The sequence below is a fragment of the Sphingopyxis sp. JAI108 genome (genome assembly GCF_013410105.1).
GTDB classification, from domain to species: domain Bacteria; phylum Pseudomonadota; class Alphaproteobacteria; order Sphingomonadales; family Sphingomonadaceae; genus Sphingopyxis; species Sphingopyxis chilensis.
The window spans coordinates 1,575,418-1,594,709 of the sequence record NZ_JACCCJ010000001.1 but is presented as its reverse complement, the minus strand read 5'-3'; the positions used below and the strand labels follow the sequence as shown (position 1 = coordinate 1,594,709).

Annotated in this window: 16 protein-coding genes; 6 read left to right on the top strand and 10 right to left on the bottom strand. The window is 65.3% G+C overall.

The window, feature by feature from the left end; genetic code table 11:
• Positions 1–7 precede the first annotated feature (7 nt).
• Both gltX and HDC29_RS07650 read left to right on the top strand, forming a co-directional pair.
• Positions 8–1,474 (top strand): glutamate--tRNA ligase, encoded by a 1,467-nt coding sequence (gene gltX, locus HDC29_RS07655; protein ID WP_179495906.1) that lies wholly within the window; start codon positions 8–10, stop codon positions 1,472–1,474.
• 38 nt (positions 1,475–1,512) lie between these two features.
• Positions 1,513–2,796, top strand: coding sequence for a citrate synthase (locus HDC29_RS07650; protein ID WP_179495904.1), 1,284 nt, complete (start codon positions 1,513–1,515; stop codon positions 2,794–2,796).
• A gap of 212 nt (positions 2,797–3,008) precedes the next feature.
• Here the strand turns inward: HDC29_RS07650 and HDC29_RS07645 are convergent, their stop codons facing one another.
• The 5 genes from HDC29_RS07645 to HDC29_RS07625 form a co-directional block, all read right to left on the bottom strand.
• Entirely contained in the window at positions 3,009–3,548 is a 540-nt protein-coding gene (locus tag HDC29_RS07645; RefSeq protein ID WP_179495894.1) for a DUF1003 domain-containing protein, read from the bottom strand.
• Positions 3,549–3,554: 6 nt separating this feature from the next.
• Positions 3,555–4,256: an NnrU family protein gene (locus HDC29_RS07640; protein ID WP_179495892.1), complete on the bottom strand. Its 702-nt coding sequence runs from the start codon at positions 4,254–4,256 to the stop codon at positions 3,555–3,557.
• Positions 4,257–4,468: 212 nt separating this feature from the next.
• Positions 4,469–5,779, bottom strand: coding sequence for an amidohydrolase family protein (locus HDC29_RS07635; protein WP_179495889.1), 1,311 nt, complete (start codon positions 5,777–5,779; stop codon positions 4,469–4,471).
• Positions 5,776–7,179, bottom strand: a complete 1,404-nt coding sequence (locus tag HDC29_RS07630) for an amidohydrolase (RefSeq protein WP_179495887.1) — start codon at positions 7,177–7,179, stop codon at positions 5,776–5,778. The genes HDC29_RS07635 and HDC29_RS07630 overlap by 4 nt, the downstream gene beginning before the upstream one ends.
• Positions 7,180–7,182: 3 nt before the next feature.
• Complete coding sequence (locus HDC29_RS07625) at positions 7,183–8,802, bottom strand: peptide MFS transporter (RefSeq protein WP_179495885.1); 1,620 nt, start codon at positions 8,800–8,802, stop codon at positions 7,183–7,185.
• Positions 8,803–8,987: 185 nt separating this feature from the next.
• On the opposite strand from HDC29_RS07625, the gene HDC29_RS07620 reads away from it, so the two are divergent.
• From HDC29_RS07620 to HDC29_RS07610, 3 genes are all read left to right on the top strand, one after another.
• On the top strand, positions 8,988–9,569 hold the full coding sequence (locus tag HDC29_RS07620) for a nitroreductase (RefSeq protein WP_179495883.1): 582 nt from the start codon (positions 8,988–8,990) through the stop codon (positions 9,567–9,569).
• 71 nt (positions 9,570–9,640) lie between these two features.
• On the top strand, positions 9,641–9,988 hold the full coding sequence (locus tag HDC29_RS07615) for a GntR family transcriptional regulator (RefSeq protein ID WP_179495881.1): 348 nt from the start codon (positions 9,641–9,643) through the stop codon (positions 9,986–9,988).
• Positions 9,989–10,299: 311 nt separating this feature from the next.
• Complete coding sequence (locus tag HDC29_RS07610) at positions 10,300–12,126, top strand: DUF885 family protein (RefSeq protein WP_179495879.1); 1,827 nt, start codon at positions 10,300–10,302, stop codon at positions 12,124–12,126.
• A 55-nt stretch (positions 12,127–12,181) separates the two neighbouring features.
• Here the strand turns inward: HDC29_RS07610 and HDC29_RS07605 are convergent, their stop codons facing one another.
• The 3 genes from HDC29_RS07605 to HDC29_RS07595 all read right to left on the bottom strand — a co-directional run bounded on the left by HDC29_RS07605 (position 12,182) and on the right by HDC29_RS07595 (position 16,142).
• The gene (locus HDC29_RS07605) at positions 12,182–13,249 is read right to left on the bottom strand and encodes a L,D-transpeptidase (protein ID WP_179495877.1); all 1,068 of its coding nucleotides are present in this window, start codon (positions 13,247–13,249) and stop codon (positions 12,182–12,184) included.
• 85 nt (positions 13,250–13,334) lie between these two features.
• A complete protein-coding gene (locus HDC29_RS07600) occupies positions 13,335–14,660 on the bottom strand; it encodes an HD-GYP domain-containing protein (RefSeq protein ID WP_179495875.1) in 1,326 nt (441 codons plus the stop codon).
• Positions 14,661–14,753: 93 nt separating this feature from the next.
• Positions 14,754–16,142, bottom strand: coding sequence for a short-chain fatty acyl-CoA regulator family protein (locus tag HDC29_RS07595; RefSeq protein ID WP_179495873.1), 1,389 nt, complete (start codon positions 16,140–16,142; stop codon positions 14,754–14,756).
• A gap of 141 nt (positions 16,143–16,283) precedes the next feature.
• On the opposite strand from HDC29_RS07595, the gene HDC29_RS07590 reads away from it, so the two are divergent.
• Positions 16,284–17,876: an isocitrate lyase gene (locus HDC29_RS07590; RefSeq protein WP_179495871.1), complete on the top strand. Its 1,593-nt coding sequence runs from the start codon at positions 16,284–16,286 to the stop codon at positions 17,874–17,876.
• 145 nt (positions 17,877–18,021) lie between these two features.
• On the opposite strand, the gene HDC29_RS07585 is transcribed toward HDC29_RS07590, so the two are convergent.
• Together HDC29_RS07585 and HDC29_RS07580 are read right to left on the bottom strand one after the other, a co-directional pair.
• Positions 18,022–19,008 carry a TerC family protein gene (locus tag HDC29_RS07585; RefSeq protein ID WP_179495869.1) on the bottom strand — a complete coding sequence of 329 codons (987 nt, stop codon included), beginning with the start codon at positions 19,006–19,008 and terminating at the stop codon, positions 18,022–18,024.
• A 66-nt stretch (positions 19,009–19,074) separates the two neighbouring features.
• On the bottom strand, positions 19,075–19,269 hold the full coding sequence (locus tag HDC29_RS07580) for a DUF465 domain-containing protein (RefSeq protein WP_179495867.1): 195 nt from the start codon (positions 19,267–19,269) through the stop codon (positions 19,075–19,077).
• Positions 19,270–19,292: the final 23 nt, after the last annotated feature.

The following is a 19,292-nucleotide window of genomic DNA, read 5'->3' as shown; positions in this document are numbered from 1 at the left end:
GGCCGTAGTGGCAACCGAAAACCAACCCAAAGCGGTCGAAGCGACCCCCGAAGCGACGGGCGCCGACGTCGTGACCCGCTTCGCGCCCTCGCCGACCGGCTATCTGCACATCGGCGGCGCGCGCACCGCGCTGTTCAACTGGCTCTTCGCGCGCCATCACGGCGGCAAGTTCCTGCTCCGCATCGAGGATACCGACCGCGCACGCTCGACCGACGCCGCGATCGACGCGATTCTCGACGGGATGCAGTGGCTCGATCTCGATTGGGACGGCGAGACCGTGTACCAGTTCGCCCGCGCACCGCGCCATGCCGAGGTTGCGCACGAACTGCTCGCCAACGGCGCAGCCTATCGCTGCTATCTGACGCAGGACGAGCTCGCCGCGATGCGCGCCGAGGCGCAGGAAAAGCGCCAGCCTTTCCGTGTCCGCAGCCCCTGGCGCGATCGCGACGACGGTGACCCGTCGATGCCCCACGTCCTCCGCCTCCGCGCGCCGCAGGACGGCGCGGTGACGATCGCCGACCGGGTGCAGGGCGAGGTCACCGTCCAGAACGCCGAGCTCGACGATTTCATCCTGCTCAGAAGCGACGGCACGCCGACCTATATGCTCAGCGTCGTCGTCGACGATAACGACATGGGCGTGACCCACGTCATTCGCGGCGACGACCATCTCAACAACGCCTTCCGCCAATTGGCGCTGCTTCGCGCGATGCGCTGGCGCGAGCCCGTCTACGCCCATGTTCCGCTGATCCACGGCGCCGACGGCGCGAAGCTGTCGAAGCGGCACGGCGCGCTCGGCGTCGATGCCTATCGCGACGACATGGGCTATCTGCCCGAAGCGGTGAACAATTATCTCCTCCGCCTCGGCTGGGGGCACGGCGACGACGAGATCATCAGCCGCGCGCAGGCAACCGAGTGGTTCGACCTCGATCATGTCGGCCGATCGCCGTCGCGCTTCGACTTCAAGAAGCTCGAGAATCTCAACGGCCACTACATCCGCGAGGCCGAGGATGCCCGCCTTGCGGGCCTCGTCGCGCCGCGCGTCGAAAAGCTCGTCGGGCGCGCGCTGGGCGACGCCGATCGCGATTTGCTGACGCGCGCGATGGCCGCGCTGAAGCCGCGCGCCAAGACGCTCGACGAGATCGCCGACGGGGCGACTTTCCTTTTCCAGCCGGACCCGTTGGCGATGGACGAAAAGGCGGCCGAGGTGCTAAAGGCCTCGCCCGGAGGCCTGCTGGCCGCCGTCACAAAGCGGCTGCGCGGGCTGGACGACTGGACGACAGAAGAGCTGGATGCCGCCGTGCGTGCAGAGGCCGAAGCCGCCGAACTGGGGCTCGGCAAGCTGGCACAACCCCTGCGCGCGGCGCTAACCGGCCGAACCGTTTCCCCGGGAATTTTCGACGTGCTGCTGTTGCTCGGACGCGAAGTCAGTCTGGCGCGACTTGACGCAGCGCAACATTATCCGGCAGGGGCATAGCCACTCACTCTCCCCGCCGTCAGAACAGGGAACATAATATGACCGACACCGCGAAAATCACGCTCGGCGACAAGACCGTCGACAGCCCTGTCCTGTCGGGCACCGTCGGCCCCGATGTGGTCGATATCCGCAAATTCTATGCCCAGACGGGCGCCTTCACCTACGACCCCGGCTTCACCTCGACCGCGAGCTGCGAATCGGAGATCACCTATATCGATGGCGACGAAGGCGTCCTCCTCCACCGTGGTTATGCGATCGGCGACCTCGCCGAAAATTCGAGCTTCATGGAGGTGTGCTACCTCCTCCTCAACGGCGAGCTGCCGAACGCCGACGAACTCGCGAAATTCGACAACACCATCACCCGCCACACGATGCTGCACGAGCAGCTCGCGACCTTCTATCGCGGTTTCCGCCGCGACGCGCACCCGATGGCCGTCATGTGCGGCGTCGTCGGCGCGCTTTCGGCCTTCTATCACGATTCGACCGAGATCCACGATCCGTACCAGCGCATGGTCGCCAGCCACCGGCTGATCGCGAAGATGCCGACGATCGCCGCGATGGCGTATAAATATTCGGTCGGCCAGCCCTTCGTCTATCCCGACAACAAGCTCAGCTACACGGGCAATTTCCTGCGCATGACCTTCGGCGTTCCGGCCGAGGAATATGAGGTTGTTCCCGCCGTCGAGCGCGCGCTCGACCGCATCTTCATCCTCCACGCCGATCACGAGCAGAACGCATCGACCTCGACCGTCCGCCTCGCCGGTTCGTCGGGCGCCAATCCCTTCGCCTGCATCGCGGCGGGCATCGCCTGCCTGTGGGGCCCCGCGCACGGCGGCGCGAACGAAGCCGCGCTCAACATGCTGCGCGAAATCGGCCGTCCCGAACGCATTCCCGAATATATCGCGCGCGCAAAGGACAAGGACGATCCGTTCCGCCTGATGGGCTTCGGCCACCGCGTCTACAAGAATTACGACCCGCGCGCGACCGTGATGCAAAAGACGGTGCGCGAGGTGTTCGACGCGCTGAAGGTCAACGATCCGGTGTTCGAGGTCGCGCTGCAGCTCGAGGAAATGGCGCTGAGCGATCCCTATTTCATCGAAAAGAAGCTGTTCCCGAACGTCGATTTCTATTCGGGCGTGATCCTGTCGGCGATCGGTTTCCCGACGACGATGTTCACCGCGCTCTTCGCGCTCGCCCGCACCGTCGGCTGGGTCGCGCAGTGGAACGAAATGATCTCCGACCCCGCGCAAAAGATCGGCCGCCCGCGCCAGCTCTACACCGGCCCGGCGCACCGTCCGTTCGTCCCCGTCGACAAGCGCTGAGCGGGGCTTTCACGGGAAAGACAAAAGGGGCCGCGCTGCGGCCCCTTTTTATTGGCGCAATGCGGCTTTCGAGCGGAGGTTGCCGATAGAGATGTGTGCCCCGGCGAAAGCCGGGGTCCAGAAAGATGACGCTATCCTGGCATATTCCCGCAATGGGCCCCGGCTTTCGCCGGGGTGCACGACCGACCGATAACCACCCCGAAACCGCCCGCCTACCCGTCGTCCCCATCCATCCGCGCGCACAGCGCATCGATCTTCACCGCCAGTTCGGCGATCCGCATCTGGTCGATCTTTTCGTGCAGCCGCATGATCTCCAGCTCGGCGCGCAGGTTGATCTCGTAATCGACGCTCGCGGTCAGCCGGTCTTTCGCTGCCTGCCGGTTCTGGCTCATCATGATGATCGGCGCCTGCACCGCCGCGAGCGTCGAGAGCAGCAGATTGAGGAAAATGAAGGGATAGGGGTCGAACGCCAGCCCGAAATGCTGGAGCACTTCCGAATTGAGCAGCATCCAGCCGAACAGGATGAGCGCGAAGGCGATGATGAAGCCCCACGACCCGCCCACGGCAGCAACCTTGTCGGCGAGCCGGTCGCCCGCGCTTGCCTGTGCATCCTCGATATCGGCGGCATCGCGGCTGCTCGGCGCGCGCTGCCCGATCGCCTCGACCACCCGGCGCTCCGCAACATCGAGCTGGTCGAAGGCCCGCCCGAGCAACCGCAGCGACAAATCGTTGAGATGCGTGCTCGTATTCATTCCACCCTATCCGACCCATCGCCAGATGCCGGCGACCATATAGCCGAGCGCACCATGCGCCCATGTCGCTGCGATCCAAAGCAATATCCCGCCAAAGAGCGCGTGCGGCCGCGGGATCGTGTCGCTCCACGGCGCCGCGCCGGCGACCTGCCGCGCATAGGGCATGAAGCTTGTTCGCGCCGCCCAGCCGCGCCAGGCCTCGCCCATCAGCCGCGCCTTTTTCGCATCCTGCCCTGCCGAGCCCACGAGCGCGAGGAAGGCAATCGTCGCGGAGAGCGCGATCTGTCCCGGCGTGGGCACCACCATGACATGCGCAATTGCCCAAAGCGCGAAACCCCACATCATCGGGTGCCGCGTGATCGCGAACACCCCGCGCGGGGCGGCTGCCGCGTCCCGCGCGGCGTGCGGCGCGGGCAGCGCCGGATTGCCGATCAGCGACCCGATGAACAGGATGCTCGCGAACAGCACGATCAGCGAGGCGAGTATCCACAGCGGGTCATCGACGATCCACAAGGGCGGCTCGGGCGGCATCCCGCGCCACGCCTGCACCACCAGGATCAGCGTCGCGATCGCGACCACCGAATAGACGATCTGGAACCCGCGCTCCCCCAGCCGCCCCGCGAGCCCGTCGCGAAGCGGGTGCGACAGGACAAGATGCGATCCGACGAACAGGACGCAGGTGACGATCAGAAGCGACATCGGTTGCATGGCGAATTCCCTCATCGAGCAATATTGCTCGACGCCGAGGCCGCGTCAGCTTGCGAATCGCGACGGCGTCGCCGGCACCATCCGCCACAAAGATAACAGCGTCAACATGGCGCGTAACTATTCCGCGCGCACCGCTCGTCATCCCGGCGAAGCCTGCCCTGAGCGCCTGCAAGTCGGTCGAAGGGGCCGGGATGACGAAGTGCAAGACGGACCTACCAGTCGTATGCGTTGGGCAGCGCCCCTTCCTGCGGGGTTTCGTACCGGTCGCGCAGCCGGTCCTGCCGCGTCGTCAGCGACTGCGCCTTGCCGTCGATCCACACCGCGGTCGGCCGGCTACCGAGTTCGAGCGGATCATTGTCCCAGATCACGACGTCGCCGGCGCGGCCCGGACGCAGCGACCCGATGCTGGCCTCCATGCCGACCGCGCGCGCGGGCACGCTGCTGATCGAGGCGAAGGCCTGATCCCAGCTCAGCCCGCTCGCCCCCGGCACGCGCGCAAGGCCGACGAGGTTGCCCGCATATTGCGTCGCATAGCCCATCTTGTGCGCGTCATCGTCGTCGAACACGCCGACCGACACATCGACGCCGGCGGCCTTGAGCCGCCCCGCGTTCGACTGTGTCGCGCCGAGCTGCTCGAAGCTCGACGGCAGGTCGGTGAGCGGCGAGACGAGCACGGGCACCTTTGCCGCGGCGATCTCGCGCGCGACGAGCCAGCCTTCGGTCGCGCCGACGAGGACGAGCTTCAACGCGGGGAACTCGCCCTTCAGTTTCAGCACATTGACGATGTCGACCGCGCGGTCGACGCGCACGAACAAAGGCGTCGTCCCGTCGATCACGCGGACGAGCGCGTCGGCGTCGGCGCGCTGGATCATCGCGTCATTGCCCCATTCGGCGAGCACCGCGGGGTTGCGCGCATAGCTGCGCGCCGCGAGCAATTGTTCGCGGAACAACAGGAAGGTCGCGGCACGGCTGCCGCCCGCCTTCGACGCGCCATCTTCACCGAACGCGACATATTGCAGCGCGCGCGGGCGCGTCACCATGTCCATGTCGTCGGCGAGGTCGACGACCGCGCCCTGCCCGGCGAACAGATTGCTGCTGCCCCCCGGCGCGACGATCGCGCGCGTGACGCCCGACGCGCGGTTCACCGCAACGGGCGAGCCCATCGGATTGAGCGCGGGCGCGATGTCGAGCCCCGCCGAAAAGCGCGTGCGCGGCGCCGATCGGTCGTTGGTGCCGCTGACGGCATCGACCTCGGTCAGCCCGACGCGGCTGAACGCCGCGACGATTCCCGGCGTCACATATTTACCCTGCGCGTCGACGCGCTCGATGCCCGCTGGCACGGCGACGCCCGCGCCCGCCGCGACGACCTTGCCGCCGCGCACGACGACGGTGCCGCCCTCGATCGGCGCGCTGCCGTCACCGATGACGAGCTTCGCGTTGGTGATCGCGACGTCCTGCGCCGCCGCCGGAACGGCAGCAGCCATCAAGGAAATCAAAGCGATCCCGGCGAAGAGATTTCTCATTTCACATCTCCTTCGCCCGGCTGGCCCAGCTCGAAATCGCTCACCGGCCGCCGCTTGGGGTCCATCGCGTCGAACATCAACGCGCCGTCGATCCATACCTTTTCGGGGCGCGTATAGGCGCTGAACGGATTGCCGTTCCACAATACGACATCGGCCATCTTTCCGGGCTTCAGGCTGCCCGTCTGCTCGGCGATCCCCAGCGCCTTTGCCGGGTTATACGACAGCCAGGTCCATGCCATCTCGTCGCTGACGTCGATGCCGATGCGGCGCCCTGCGGCGCGCGCCTTGGCCGCTTCCTGGTTCAGCCGCTGGATCTGGTTGGCGTCGTCCGAATGGACGATGGTGCACGCGCCAGCCTTGTAGACGAGCGGGATATTCTCGGGGACCGAGTCATAGGCTTCCATCTTGAAGCCCCACCAGTCCGCCCACATCGCCGAACAAATGCCTTCCTTGGCAAGGATATCGGCGATCTTGTAGCTTTCGACCGCGTGGTGAAAGGTTGACACCTTATAGCCGAATTCTTTCGACATATCGATGACGAGCGCCATTTCGTCGGCGCGGTAGCAATGGTTGTGGATCAGGATTTCGCCCGACAGCACGCCCGCGAGCGTCTCCATCGCGAGGTCGCGGTCGACCGCCTTCCCGTCGTCCATCTTCTTCTTGTAGGCGGCCGCCTTCGCCCAGGTCGCGCGATTGACCGCGAAATTGCCCATGCGGGTCGAGGGCATCCGGCCCTTGCCGCCATAAACGCGCTTCGGATTCTCGCCGCACGCCATTTTCAGGCCATAGGGCGCACCGGGGAATTTCATCCCCTGCACGGTACGCGACGGCACATTCTTGAGCGTGATCGAGCGCCCGCCCATCAGGTTCGCGCTGCCCGGCAGGATCTGCAGGCTGGTGACGCCGCCGTTCGCCAACGCGCGACTGAACCCCGGATCCTGCGGCCAGACGCTATGTTCGGACCAGACCTCGGGGGTGGTCGGTGCGGTGGCTTCATTACCGTCGGAGTGCGCGTCGACGCTGGGCGAGGGATAGTCGCCAAGATGGCTGTGAATGTCGATGACGCCGGGGGTCAGATACTTGCCCGTGCCGTCGATGACATCGGCGTCGGTCGGCAGCTCCATATCGGGGCCGCCTACCGACGTGACCTTGCCACTCGACATCACGATCGACCCATTGTCGATGCGCCCGCCCTCGCCGTCAAAGATGGTGACGCCCTTCACGACCGTCAGCCGCGTCGGATACCCCTTGTAGGTCGACGGATAAGGGTCCTTGTTGAACTTCGCTGGCTTTTCGGCGGGCTTGTCGCTCGCCGAGGCCGTTTCCTTGCCGGTCGCCGCGCAACCGACGAGCGCCAGCGACACCGCAGCCAGCAGGCTGCCCTTCACACCTTTGATCATTGATTACGCCCCTTTGGGATGGGTGCCGGCGGCCTGCGGCTCGCCAAGTTCGCCGCTGCCCGGAATGGCCGGGTCGCGGTCGGCGAGCGTGTCGAGGTGCATCCACTTCTTCACGATCGGCGACAGCGCCAGCACGACGACGCTGACCCCGATGGTAATCAGGCCGATCTGCCAATAGATGCCCAGCGTCGCATCCTTGGTCATCGCGCCGTCATGCCCGCCGGTCGCTTCGCCGATCTTGCCGGCGACGAAATTGCCGACCGCGGTCATATAGAACCAGGCGCCCATGATCAGCGAGGCGAGGAAGGTCGGCGCGAGGCGGTTCATCGCGCTCAGCCCCACCGGCGACAGGCACAGCTCGCCGGTCGTGTGGAGAAGATAGAGCAGGAAGACGAACAGCACCGGCGTCGCCACTTCGGGTCCGACGCTGCTCGCGCCCCACACGAAGACGAGGAAGCCGAGGCCGACCTGCGCCAGCGCCAGCGCGAATTTTGCGGGCGCCGACGGTTCGAGGCCTTTCTTGCCGAGCCATTGCCACAAGGCGGCAAAGACCGGCGCGAACAGGATGATATAGATGGGGTTGATCGACTGGAACACCGACGCGGGCACGCCGCCCTTGTCGACATAGCGGTCGGTATAGAGGTTGAAGCTGCCGCCCGCCTGCTCGAACAGGCCCCAGAACAGCGGATTGAGCGCGATCAGGAACAGGATCGCGAACATGCGCTCGCGCGGTTCCTTGTCGAGCTTGAAGCTCTCGTAAAGCACATAGCCGAGCAGCGCGAGGCCCGAGACGATCAGCAGGTTCTGGATGATATCCTGATACTGGACCAGCGCCCACATCACCGCCACCGCGCCAAGGCCGACGGCATAGATCGTCATTTCCTTGTTGCGCGCGAGCTGCGCCGGGGCTTCACCCGCGCCGAGCAGCACATTCTTGCCGAGCACGAAGACGATCAGGCCGGCGACCATGCCGATGCCCGCAAGGCCGAAGCCATAGGCCCAGCCGATCTTCTGCCCCAGATAGCCGACGAGGATCGTGCCGAGCGCGGCGCCGACGTTAATCCCCATGTAGAAGATGGTGTAGGCCGCGTCGCGGCGCATGTCGGTCAGGCGATAGAGCTGCCCGACCATCACCGAGATATTGGCCTTGAGGAAGCCCGAGCCGACGATGATCAGCGCGAGCGCGAGCCAGAAGACGTTGATCGTCGCATCCTCCTGCCCGCCGACGCCCTCGAATGCCATGAAGAGGTGGCCGAGCGCGAGCAGCACGCCGCCGAACAGCACCGCCTTGCGCTGCCCCAGATAGCGGTCGGCCAGATAGCCGCCGAGCACCGGGGTGATATAGACGAGGCTGGTATAGGCGCCGTAGATCAGGTTCGACTTGCCGTCCGAAAACAGCCAGTGCTGGGTCAGGTAGAAAATCAGCAGCGCGCGCATGCCGTAATAGGAGAAACGCTCCCACATCTCGGCAAAGAAGAGCATGTAGAGGCCCTTGGGATGGCCGGCGAATTCGGGTTTCTTGCTCCCCGCGATCAGCGCCCCGACGGTCAGGAATATCCCCAGCACGACCAGCGCGATCACCGCGATCCAGTCGCCTTCGTCCCAAAGGCCTATATCTTTCATCAAAGCGTCCCTTTTATCGATTATCTTGAGCACGGCCTCCCGCCGCGCGAATGGGGCAACCTAGCGCGAAAATTGCGTATGGGAAGAATCTAATTGCGCCTGAAACCGCTTGGACCGGGCCCAAAACTGTTGCGAATGGTTCGCAACACTTGCGCGGGGGCGCAGAAAAGCCCACATGGCGCACCATGTTCAACGACACCTCCTCGCTCCTCGCCCATCTTTCCACGCGCCGCTCGGGCAAGGCGCGCGACATGGTGGCGCCCGGCCCCGATGCCGCCACGCTGCACGACATTATCGCGCTCGCGCTGCGCACCCCCGACCATGGCAAGCTCGCGCCCTGGCGCATCGTCACCATCGCCGACGACCAGCGCGACGCCTTCGCGGCGCTGCTCAAAACGGCATGGGTCGCCGAAAATCCCGGCGCGGCGGGCATGGACCTCTCGGCGCTCGACCAGTTCGCGCATCAGGCGCCGACCTTGCTCGTGCTCCTCTCGACCCCCGTCCCCGGCGCCAAGATCCCCCTGTGGGAACAACAGATGTCGGCGGGCGCCGTCGGCATGAACCTGCTCCACGCCGCGCACGCGCACGGCTTCGTCGGCAGCTGGCTCACCGGCTGGGCGGCGTTCAGCCCCGACGTGGCGGCGGCGTTCGGCGCCGGCGAAGGTGACAAGATTGTCGGCTATTTCTTCTTCGGCACGCCTTCGCGCGACCTCGACGAACGCCCGCGCCCCGAATATGATGAAGTCGTTCACGTCTGGGAAATTTAGTTTCAGTTTTTGAACCTGAATTGTAATAAGCCGAATTTGACTGTGCTGCTGTCTTATGGCATTAAGGCGGCATGCTCGATCAGTCCAAACCCGTGTACCAGCGTCTGCGCGACGTCATCGCCAACGCCATCCTCGACGGAAGCTATCGCGACGGCGACATGCTTCCCTCGGTGCGTTCGCTCGCTGCGGAAGAAGGCGCGAACCCGCTGACCGTCGCGAAAGCCTATCAGACCTTTCAGGACGAGGGGCTCGTCACGGTCAAGCGCGGGGTCGGCATGTTCGTTGCCGAAGGCGCGACCGAGCGGCTGCGCGACCTGATGCGCGCCGATTTCCTTGCCAATGTATGGCCCCCGGTCGCGCAACAGATGCGCCGCATCGGCCTCGACGCCCGCACGCTCCTCGACATGACCGACGCCTGACGCGTCGCCCGGCTTCGGGGTGGGCAGCGGACGCTTCCACGCCAACCATCGTCATTCGTCATGTCCGCGCAAGCGGGAAACCCGGCGCGGGATCAGCCTGCGCGCGCTCTGGACCACCGCTTTCGCCGGGATGACGAAGTGGCAAAGCCTGCGACCTCCGCCTTCGCCACACCCCCGTTCACCCGGAACAGGATCGCCGCGCGCCCGGATAATCGCATCCGCCTCTTGCGCAGCCGGTGACTTGCTATAACAATACACCCATTGCGGGTCGGCCAGGACGCGCACCCAATCTATCGTCCGGAGAATCGAATATGCTCGAACGTCGTACCCTGCTCGCCGCCGCGGCCGCTTCCTCGCTGCTCGCCGCCATGCGCTCGGCCGCCAACGCCGCGCCGGCCGCGCCCGGAAGCGAAGGGGAGCGGCTGACCGCGATCTACGAACGCATCTATGACATGCTCGTCGATCAGGACCCCGAATTCGCGACCGCGCTCGGCCTCGACAAGGGCGACCGGGCCGCAGCCAAGGCCAAGCTCGCCGACCGCTCGCCCGCCGGCATCGAGCGCGGCCACGATCTCTATCGCACCGGCCTTGCGGAACTGAAAACGATCGACCCCGCGAAACTGTCGGGCATGGACCTCGTCAACTACGAAACCTTCCGCGGGCCGTGGGAGGATTATGTCAAGGCTTACGACAACTTCTCTTACGGACTTCACAGCTGGCCTGAACCGCATCCGGTAACGCAGCTCAGCGGCACCTACCGCTCGATCCCCGACTTCCTCACCAACCAGCACAGCGTCGCGAACGCCGCCGATGCCGAGGCCTATCTTGCGCGCTGCGCCGATTTCGCGGTTCAGCTCGACAATGAAACCGGACGCATCAAGGCCGATCATGCCGCGGGCATCATCCCGCCCGACTTCGTCATCGACCGCACGCTCGCGCTGTTCGACAATATCTGGAAACCCGTGCCCGACGCGAATATCCTGACCACCAACCTCAAGACCAAGACCGCAGATATCCCGGGCGACTGGGCCAGGCGCTGTGCCGCGCTGGTCGAAAGCAAAATCTATCCCGCGATGCGCCGCCAGGCGGACGAGCTTCGCGCCGTGCGCCCGCGCGCGACCCACGACGCCGGCGTCTGGCGCCTGCCCAAGGGCGACGAATATTATGCCTATGCGCTGCGCTTCGCGACCACGACCGGCATGTCGGCCGAGGAGGTGCACAAGCTCGGGCTCGACCGCATGGCGGCGCTGACCGCCCGCGCCGACACGATCTTCAAGGCGCAGGGCATGACCAAGGGAAGTGTCGCCGAACGCATGCTCGCGCTCGGCAAGGATCCGCGCTTTCTCTATCCCAACACCGACAAGGGCAAGGCCGACCTGATCGCGAAGCTCAACGAGCAGATTCAGGAAATGCAGCGCCGCCTGCCCGAGGCCTTCGGCCGTCTGCCGAAAGCCAAGTGCGACATCCGCCGCGTGCCGCCCGAAATCGAGGCCGGCGCCCCCGGCGGCTATTACCAGATTCCCGCGCTCGATGGCTCGCGCCCCGGCGCCTATTATATCAACCTGCGCGACACCGCCGAAAACCCGTCGTGGACGCTGCCGACGCTGACCTATCACGAGGCAACGCCGGGCCATCACCACCAGATCGCACTCGCGCAGGAGGCAGAGGGTATCCCCCGCCTCCGCCGCCTGCCCGCCTATTCGGTCTATACCGAGGGCTGGGGCCTCTACGCCGAGCAGCTCGCCGACGAGATGGGCGTCTATGAAAACGACCCGTGGGGCCAGCTCGGCTATCTGCAATCCTATATGTTCCGCGCCGCGCGCCTTGTCGTCGATACCGGGCTGCACCATTATCGCTGGAGCCGCGAGAAGGCGATCGCCTATTACAACGACTCGCTCGGCACCCCCGAAGGGTCGAACGTCACCGAGATCGAGCGCTACTGCGTGTGGCCGGGTCAGGCGACGAGCTATATGGTCGGGCAAACGCGCTGGGTCGCGATCCGCGAAAAGGCAAAGGCCGCGCTCGGCGACAAGTTCGACCTGCGCGGTTTCCACGACACCGCGCTGTCGGCGGGCGCCATGCCGATCGAGGTGCTGGCGGGCGTGATCGACCGCTGGGTGGCGGCGCAAAAGGCCTGACCGTTATCGGGCGCTTCGCCCCGCGCGGCGGCGAAGCGCCCGATCGGATCTGTCCCTAATTCTGGAAGATGGCGGGCGTTCCGGGTTTGACCATTTGCGCCACCCGGGCGGCATCCCAATTGGTCAGCCTGACGCAGCCATGACTTTCGGCGCGTCCGATCGTGTGCGGTTCGCTCGTGCCGTGAATGCCGTAATGCGGCTTGTTGAGATCGATCCACACGACCCCGACCGGGCTGTTCGGCCCCGGCTGCAGCACGACCGCCTCCTTGCTGTCGCTCACGTCCCAGAACAGCTCGGGATTATAGTGGAAGTCGGGATTGCGGCTGACGCCCTTTATCTTCCACGTCCCGATCGGCAGCGGGTCGTGGCGGCTGCCCATCGTCGCGGGGAATTGCGCGACCAGCTTGTCAGCCTCGTCATAGACTTTCAGCACGCCTTCCGATTTGTCGACGACGATTTTGGCGGCCGCGATCTGCTTCGGCGCGACGCCCAGCCGTTCGAGCGTGCCGTTCCAGCCGCGCGGGTCCTCGCCCATCACGGGAACATCGACGTCGGGGATGTTGGGAACGCGAAAGGGGCGCCCCGCGCCGACCAGCGTCGACGGGCTGTTCAGCGCGACCAGTACCTCGGGCGTCGTATGAAAGCGCTCGGCCAATGCCTCGGTCAGGTTGCGATAGCCGAGCGCGGGCAATTTGGCCTGATCGGCGGCATCCTTCGGAAAGGCCGGAACGAACGGCCCCTTCGCGAACCCAGCGGGGATGACGACCATACGCATCGCCGGAGCCTCGCCGCCCTCTTGCAGCGCCCGTTCGGTCGCCGGGTCGAGTTCGCCGCTCTCCTCCAGCCCGCGCGCGTTCTGGAAACCGCGCAAGGCAGCGACATAGGACTCGCCTTCCTTGCCGTCGATCACGCCCGGCGAAAAACCAAGACGATCGAGACGGACCTGCGCGCGAAAGACTGGCGGCGCGGCAAAGGGCGCCGCGTCCGTGTCGGCATCCGCGAACCGGAGCGAGTCCGCATCGGCCGCCTCCGCTGTCGTTGGCGGCTCGCCCGAACGGTCTTGGTCCGGCGCATTGCAGCCCGCGACCAACAGCAGGCAGGGAATAATCGTGATGAATTTCAAAAGCTCGTCCTCGCAGTTCGAGCAGGGTCAACGGCTCGGCGCGCGAAAGGATGCGGAACGGCAGCCTATAAGGCGGATCGCAGGGTCAGCGTGAGACGCTTTCCGGCGCGGGCTGGGCGTCCGGCGCCGCCGCGAGAACCCGGAAGCGCAGGACATCCCAGTCGTGAAAGCGCCAGAAGGTCGGGCTTTCGCGGCCCATGATTCGCGGATGCTCGCTCGACGGGGCGACCGTGCGGTCGACCGGCGCGATCTCGCTCAGCATCGCGCAATCGAAAAAGGCGCGCACGACGACATTTTCGCCCGCCTCGCCCGCGCTGCCGACGACGACGCCCAGTTCGCCTGTCGACAGCCGGACGAGTGTGCCGATCGCGTGAATGCCCAGGCTGTCGGCAAAGCGGTCGAGCAGCGCGGGGTCGAAATGCCCCTCCCACGTCCGCATTTCGGTCAGCGCCTCGCACGGCGTCCACGCCGCCTTGTACGGCCGGTTCGACGTCACCGCGTCATACACGTCGCAAATCGCCCCCATGCGCGCGGCGAGCGACAGTTCGTCGCCCTTCAGCCCGCCGGGATAGCCGGTGCCGTCGATCTTTTCATGGTGACGCAGGCAGAGTTCGAGCGCGAGGTCGGGCGCGCCGGCCGAGCTTGCAAGCAAGCGGTGTCCCGCGACCGGATGTTCGCGCACCGACCGCATTTCGCCCTTGGAAAGCCCGCCGGGCTTGTTCAGTATCGCGTCGGACACCGCGACCTTGCCGACGTCGTGGAGCAGTCCGGCGACGCCCATATCCTCGACCTCCTGCGGATCGAGCCCCAGGTGGCGCGCGAAATTGATCATCAACGCGCACACCGCGACCGAATGGAGATAGGTATATTCGTCCTTCTCCTTCAGCCGGACCAGGTTGATCAGCGCCTTGGCATCGCGCTCGATCGACGCCCCGATCGAACTCGCCAGCCGGACCATCTGCCGCACCTCGACCGCGCGGCCCAGGCGTGCGGCGTCGAACATGCCCGCGACGGCATCGCGCGTCCGGTCGATCGTCCGCTGCGCGCGGCGACACTCGGCGGCATAACCGCGTCGTCGGCGCGGGGTGTCGGCTTCCTCCTGCGCGAAGGCGAAGGTCGTTTGCGCGCGCGGCGCGCGCGTTTCGTCCCGGAACTTCTTGCGAGCCGCCGGCTTGCGGCGCGGTCCCGGCTCCCTTTCGGGTTTGGTCGCTGCCGCCGCCTCGCGCAGCCCGACGCCAAGCGCGTCGTCGATCAGCAGCCCGTCGATCGCCGAATTGCGGATGCGGTCGAGCTGCTCTTCCGTCTCGATGCGGAAATATCGACGCCAGAAGGGATGATCGAACCACGACCCCTCAAAGGCGTGGACGAACATGCCGATTTCGACGTCCTCTCGCTGGATTCGTACAAGCATTTCGGGTCCCGTTGCGGCCGCCTGATAGACACGCACCCTGCTGATAACGACACTATGCGTGCCAGTTTAAGCAAACCCCCATATGCGCGCCGGTCAATCGCCCGCGAAATCAAAGGCGCTCACCCCGCGCTCGCCATCGCGGAACCGCAACGGGCGCCCGCGCGGCGGCATCGATCTTTGGATGCAGCCGGTGCGCGTGCAGCGGCGGCAGCCGAGCCCGATCGGCGTCGCGGGGCTGCGCATCAGATCGACCCCGCGCGCGGCGATCAGCGGCGCCGCCACTTTGGCATCGACGCCGACGCATACCGCAAAGCGCGCGGGCGTGCCGCTGCCCGTTGCGCCCGGTGCCGCGACCGAGCGCGACTGGGTGAACCAGCGCGATCCGTCCTCCAGCTCGACCAGGTCGGCAACCACCTCGCCCGGCCGCGCAAAGGCCTCGTGCACCCCCCACAGCGGACAGCGCGCATCGCCGTCGGTCAGCGGCGACTGGCTCGCGCCCGCGTAACGTTTGCTCCCCTGCCCCGCGCGGTCGATCCGCAGCATGAAAAAGGGCAGCCCGCGTGCGCCGACACGCTGCAACGTCGTCAGCCGGTGCGCGACCTGCTCATACCCCGCTCCAAAACGCCGCTGGAGCAGCAGCAGGTCGTACCCCGTCGCGTCGCATGCACGCAGGAAGCGGCCATAGGGCATCATCAGCGCCGCGGCGAAATAATGGACCAGATGCCGCTCGAACAGCCGCGCCGCCGCCGCCTCGGCAAATTCGGCGCCCGCGACGAGCGCGTCGATCTCGCCCTTCGCTTCGATCTGCGCCAGCGTCGCCGCGGCCTGAAAAGTCCGCGAGGCGGGGCGCAGCAGCTCGTTCAGCATCAATTGCCGCGCGTGCCAGTCGAGCCAGCGCAGCCGGTCGGGCATCACGTCGCTCGGCAATATGCGGATGCCGAGCTGATGCCGCGTGCGCAAACGCTCGGCAATGGTGCCGTAAAGGTCGCCGCCCGCGAGCCGCAGTTCGTCGGCCAGTTCCTCGGCTTTCGCGTCGAGGTCGGCGAAATGGTTGCGCCATTTCTCGATCGCGCGGCGCACCGCGGCAACTTCGGGCGCATCGCCGTCCCCTTCCACCGGGCCTTCGGGCGCCGCATCGAACAGCCGTGCAAAGGCCGCGGCGGTCGCGGGCGCGGACTGCAGCCACTCCTCGACCTCCTCGGCCCCGATCGCCAGATCGGCGAAGCGCGAGTCGGCAAGCCGGCGCCGCAGCCCCGCCGCGCCCCCCGGCACTTCCTCGCCGCCCAGCGTCGCGGCGTCGAACCCAAAGCGTTCGGCGAGCTTCACCAGCACCGTGGCGGAGAGCGGGCGTTGCCCGTTCTCGATCAGGTTGAGATAGCTTGGCGAAATATCGAGCGCCTCGGCCATCCCAGCCTGAGTCATCCCAGCCTCGCGCCGCACCCGCCGCACCGCCGCCCCCCCAAACACCCGCCGCTCCGCCATCGCGTTGTAACTTTCTTTACAAATTTACATGCCAATTTACACCGATACGCCGTATTTCACAAATATTATTGACAAAGCTTTTCACTTTCCGCGGCACCTTCGCCAACTTCCACCCATCACCTCCGCACAAGGACTCGAACGATGGGCTATCAGGAAGACATGGCACAGGCCGGCCGCCTCATCCGCGACTATGACGGCACATGGGACGGCATCAGCGGCGAAAGCGTCGCCCGCATGCGCGCCCAGAACAAGTTCCGCACCGGGATCGACATCGCACGCTATACTGCGCGGATCATGCGCGCCGACATGGCCGCCTATGACGCCGACCCTGCGAACTACACCCAGTCCTTGGGCTGCTGGCACGGCTTCATCGCGCAGCAGAAGATGATCTCGATCAAGAAGCATTTCGGCACCGTCAAGGGCCGCTACATCTATCTGTCGGGCTGGATGATCGCGGCGCTCCGCAGCGAGTTCGGCCCGCTGCCCGACCAGTCGATGCACGAAAAAACCAGCGTTCCGGCGCTGATCGAGGAAATCTACACCTTCCTGCGTCAGGCCGACGCCCGCGAACTGGGCATGCTGTTCCGCGATCTCGACGCCGCGCGCGCCGAAGGCGACGAACTCAAGGCCAAGCAGATTCAGGCGAGCATCGATAATCACGAAACGCACGTCGTGCCGATCATCGCCGATATCGACGCAGGCTTTGGTAACGCCGAAGCGACGTACCTCCTCGCCAAGAAGATGATCGAGGCGGGCGCCTGCGCGCTCCAGATCGAAAATCAGGTCTCGGACGAAAAGCAGTGCGGCCACCAGGACGGCAAGGTCACCGTTCCGCACGAGGATTTCATCGCGAAGATCCGCGCCTGCCGCTACGCCTTCATGGAACTCGGCGTCGAGGACGGTATCATCGTCACGCGCACTGACAGCCTCGGCGCGGGCCTGACCAAGCAGATCGCTTTCTCGACAGAGCCCGGCGACCTCGCCGACCAGTATAACAGCTTCCTCGATTGCGAAGAGGTCGAGGGCGCGGGCAACCCCGGCGACGTCCTGATCAACCGCGACGGCAAGCTGATGCGCCCGAAGCGCCTGCCCTCGAACCTCTATCAGTTTCGCCCAGGCACCGGCGAGGACCGCTGTGTCATGGACTGCATCGCGAGCCTGCAGAACGGCGCCGACCTGCTCTGGATCGAGACCGAAAAGCCGCACATCGAACAGATCGCCGGCATGGTCGACCGCATCCGCGAAGTCGTCCCCAATGCAAAGCTTGCGTATAACAATTCGCCGAGCTTCAACTGGACGCTGAACTTCCGCCAGCAGGTCTATGATGCTTGGGAAAAGGACGGCCAGGACGTCAGCTCCTATGACCGCGCCAAACTGATGAGCGTCGATTATGATGGCACCCCGCTCGGCGACGAAGCCGACAACCGCATCCGCACTTTCCAGCGCGATTCGGCGAAGCGGGCGGGCATTTTCCACCACCTGATCACGCTGCCGACCTATCACACGGCAGCGCTGTCGACCGACAATCTCGCCAAGGAATATTTCGGCGACGAAGCGATGCTGGGGTACGTCAAGGGCGTCCAGCGCGCCGAGATCCGCCAGGGTATCGCCTGCGTCAAGCACCAGAATATGTCGGGCAGCGACATCGGCGACGACCACAAGGAATATTTCGCCGGCGAAGCCGCGCTCAAGGCCGCGGGCAAAGACAATACGATGAACCAGTTTGCCGCCTGACTAGAGTTCGGCGCGAGGGGCCCGTTGCACCCCCTCGCGCCACCCTCTTGGCGCGGGGCGCCTTGCACAAACGCCCCGCGCCTCCCGAGCTTTCCTGGGGAGGAAAGCCTGTCCGTCGGAAGCCCATGGCTTCCGGCGGACATTTTTATTGCGGCGCGGCTACCGCTGCGCCGCGCGTCTTGACGAGTGACCAGATTACCCCGCCCGCGATCAGCGCGACCGTCACGCCAAGGCTGACCAGCGGCGGGAACTTGTCGCCGCCAAGAATGAAATCGGCGACGAATATCTTCGACCCGATAAAGACGAGCACCAGCGCCAGCGCATATTTGAGGTAATGGAACCGGTGCACCATCGCCGACAGCGCGAAATAAAGCGCGCGCAGGCCGAGGATCGCCATGATGTTCGACGTATAGACGATGAAGGTGTCGGTGGTGATCGCAAAGATCGCCGGCACGCTGTCGACCGCGAACACGAGGTCGGCAAGGTTGATCACCACCAGCGCAAGGAACAGGGGCGTCGCGGCGAGCACGATCTTGCCGGTCTTTGTATCGGGCACACGCACGAAGAATTTCTCGTCGTGCAGCTCGTTCGTGATCGGCATCCGATGCGACAGCCATTTAACGACCGGATTGCCCGCGACGTCCATCGGCTTTTCGCTTGCGAACAGCATTTTCACGCCGGTAAACACAAGGAACGCCGCGAAGATATAGAGCACCCACCCATATTCGGTGACGAGCGCCGCGCCGCCCGCGATCATGATGCCGCGGAGTACGATGACGGCAAGGATGCCCCACAGCAGCGCGCGATACTGGTAACGCGGCGGGATCGCGAACGTCGTGAAGATCAGCGAGATGACGAAGATATTGTCGATCGACAGCGCCTTCTCGATAAAGAAGCCGGTATAATATTGGAGGCCGGCCTCGCCGCCTTTCGCGGCCCAGACCCACGCGCCGAATGCGGTTGCGATACCGATATAGAGCAGCGAGAGCTTCAGGCTCTCCCCTATCCCCATTTCCTTGTTTTCCTTATTGAGGATCCCGAGGTCGAAAGCGGTCAGCGCCACAACGAGCGCAAGGAACGACAGCCAGAACCAGGCCGGGGTACCCAGCCAGTCGGCAAACAGAAATTCCATGGTCTTTTCCCTGGATATGCCGGGGGCGCCGCCTTCCGGCAGCGCCCCCGATCTTCATTTTGGGGGTTAGCGGGCTAGCGTCGGGCGCAGCGACGGCCGGAGGGTCAACGCTGCGAGCCGCTCCTTGACCGCGAGCTTCAGCGTTTTCAGGCGCAGCAAGCGAAATGGGTCGGCACCACGCCGGCGTATCTCGCGGCGTTCGGCATCGTCGAGCTGCCGATGCAGTACGGTCAGCCGATAGAAATTGGGATTGAATGTCATCGCAAAGGGCCTCCTGATTGAGA

Bases quoted from the DNA above. Each gene is read 5' to 3' on its own strand.
- HDC29_RS07650 (WP_179495904.1), top strand. From the start codon at position 1,513: ATGACCGACACCGCGAAAATCACGCTCGGCGACAAGACCGTCGACAGC.
- HDC29_RS07645 (WP_179495894.1), bottom strand. From the start codon at position 3,548: ATGAATACGAGCACGCATCTCAACGATTTGTCGCTGCGGTTGCTCGGG.
- HDC29_RS07640 (WP_179495892.1), bottom strand. From the start codon at position 4,256: ATGCAACCGATGTCGCTTCTGATCGTCACCTGCGTCCTGTTCGTCGGA.
- HDC29_RS07635 (WP_179495889.1), bottom strand. From the start codon at position 5,779: ATGAGAAATCTCTTCGCCGGGATCGCTTTGATTTCCTTGATGGCTGCT.
- HDC29_RS07630 (WP_179495887.1), bottom strand. From the start codon at position 7,179: ATGATCAAAGGTGTGAAGGGCAGCCTGCTGGCTGCGGTGTCGCTGGCG.
- HDC29_RS07625 (WP_179495885.1), bottom strand. From the start codon at position 8,802: ATGAAAGATATAGGCCTTTGGGACGAAGGCGACTGGATCGCGGTGATC.
- HDC29_RS07620 (WP_179495883.1), top strand. From the start codon at position 8,988: ATGTTCAACGACACCTCCTCGCTCCTCGCCCATCTTTCCACGCGCCGC.
- HDC29_RS07615 (WP_179495881.1), top strand. From the start codon at position 9,641: ATGCTCGATCAGTCCAAACCCGTGTACCAGCGTCTGCGCGACGTCATC.
- HDC29_RS07610 (WP_179495879.1), top strand. From the start codon at position 10,300: ATGCTCGAACGTCGTACCCTGCTCGCCGCCGCGGCCGCTTCCTCGCTG.
- HDC29_RS07600 (WP_179495875.1), bottom strand. From the start codon at position 14,660: ATGCTTGTACGAATCCAGCGAGAGGACGTCGAAATCGGCATGTTCGTC.
- HDC29_RS07595 (WP_179495873.1), bottom strand. From the start codon at position 16,142: ATGGCGGAGCGGCGGGTGTTTGGGGGGGCGGCGGTGCGGCGGGTGCGG.
- HDC29_RS07590 (WP_179495871.1), top strand. From the start codon at position 16,284: ATGGGCTATCAGGAAGACATGGCACAGGCCGGCCGCCTCATCCGCGAC.
- HDC29_RS07585 (WP_179495869.1), bottom strand. From the start codon at position 19,008: ATGGAATTTCTGTTTGCCGACTGGCTGGGTACCCCGGCCTGGTTCTGG.
- HDC29_RS07580 (WP_179495867.1), bottom strand. From the start codon at position 19,269: ATGACATTCAATCCCAATTTCTATCGGCTGACCGTACTGCATCGGCAG.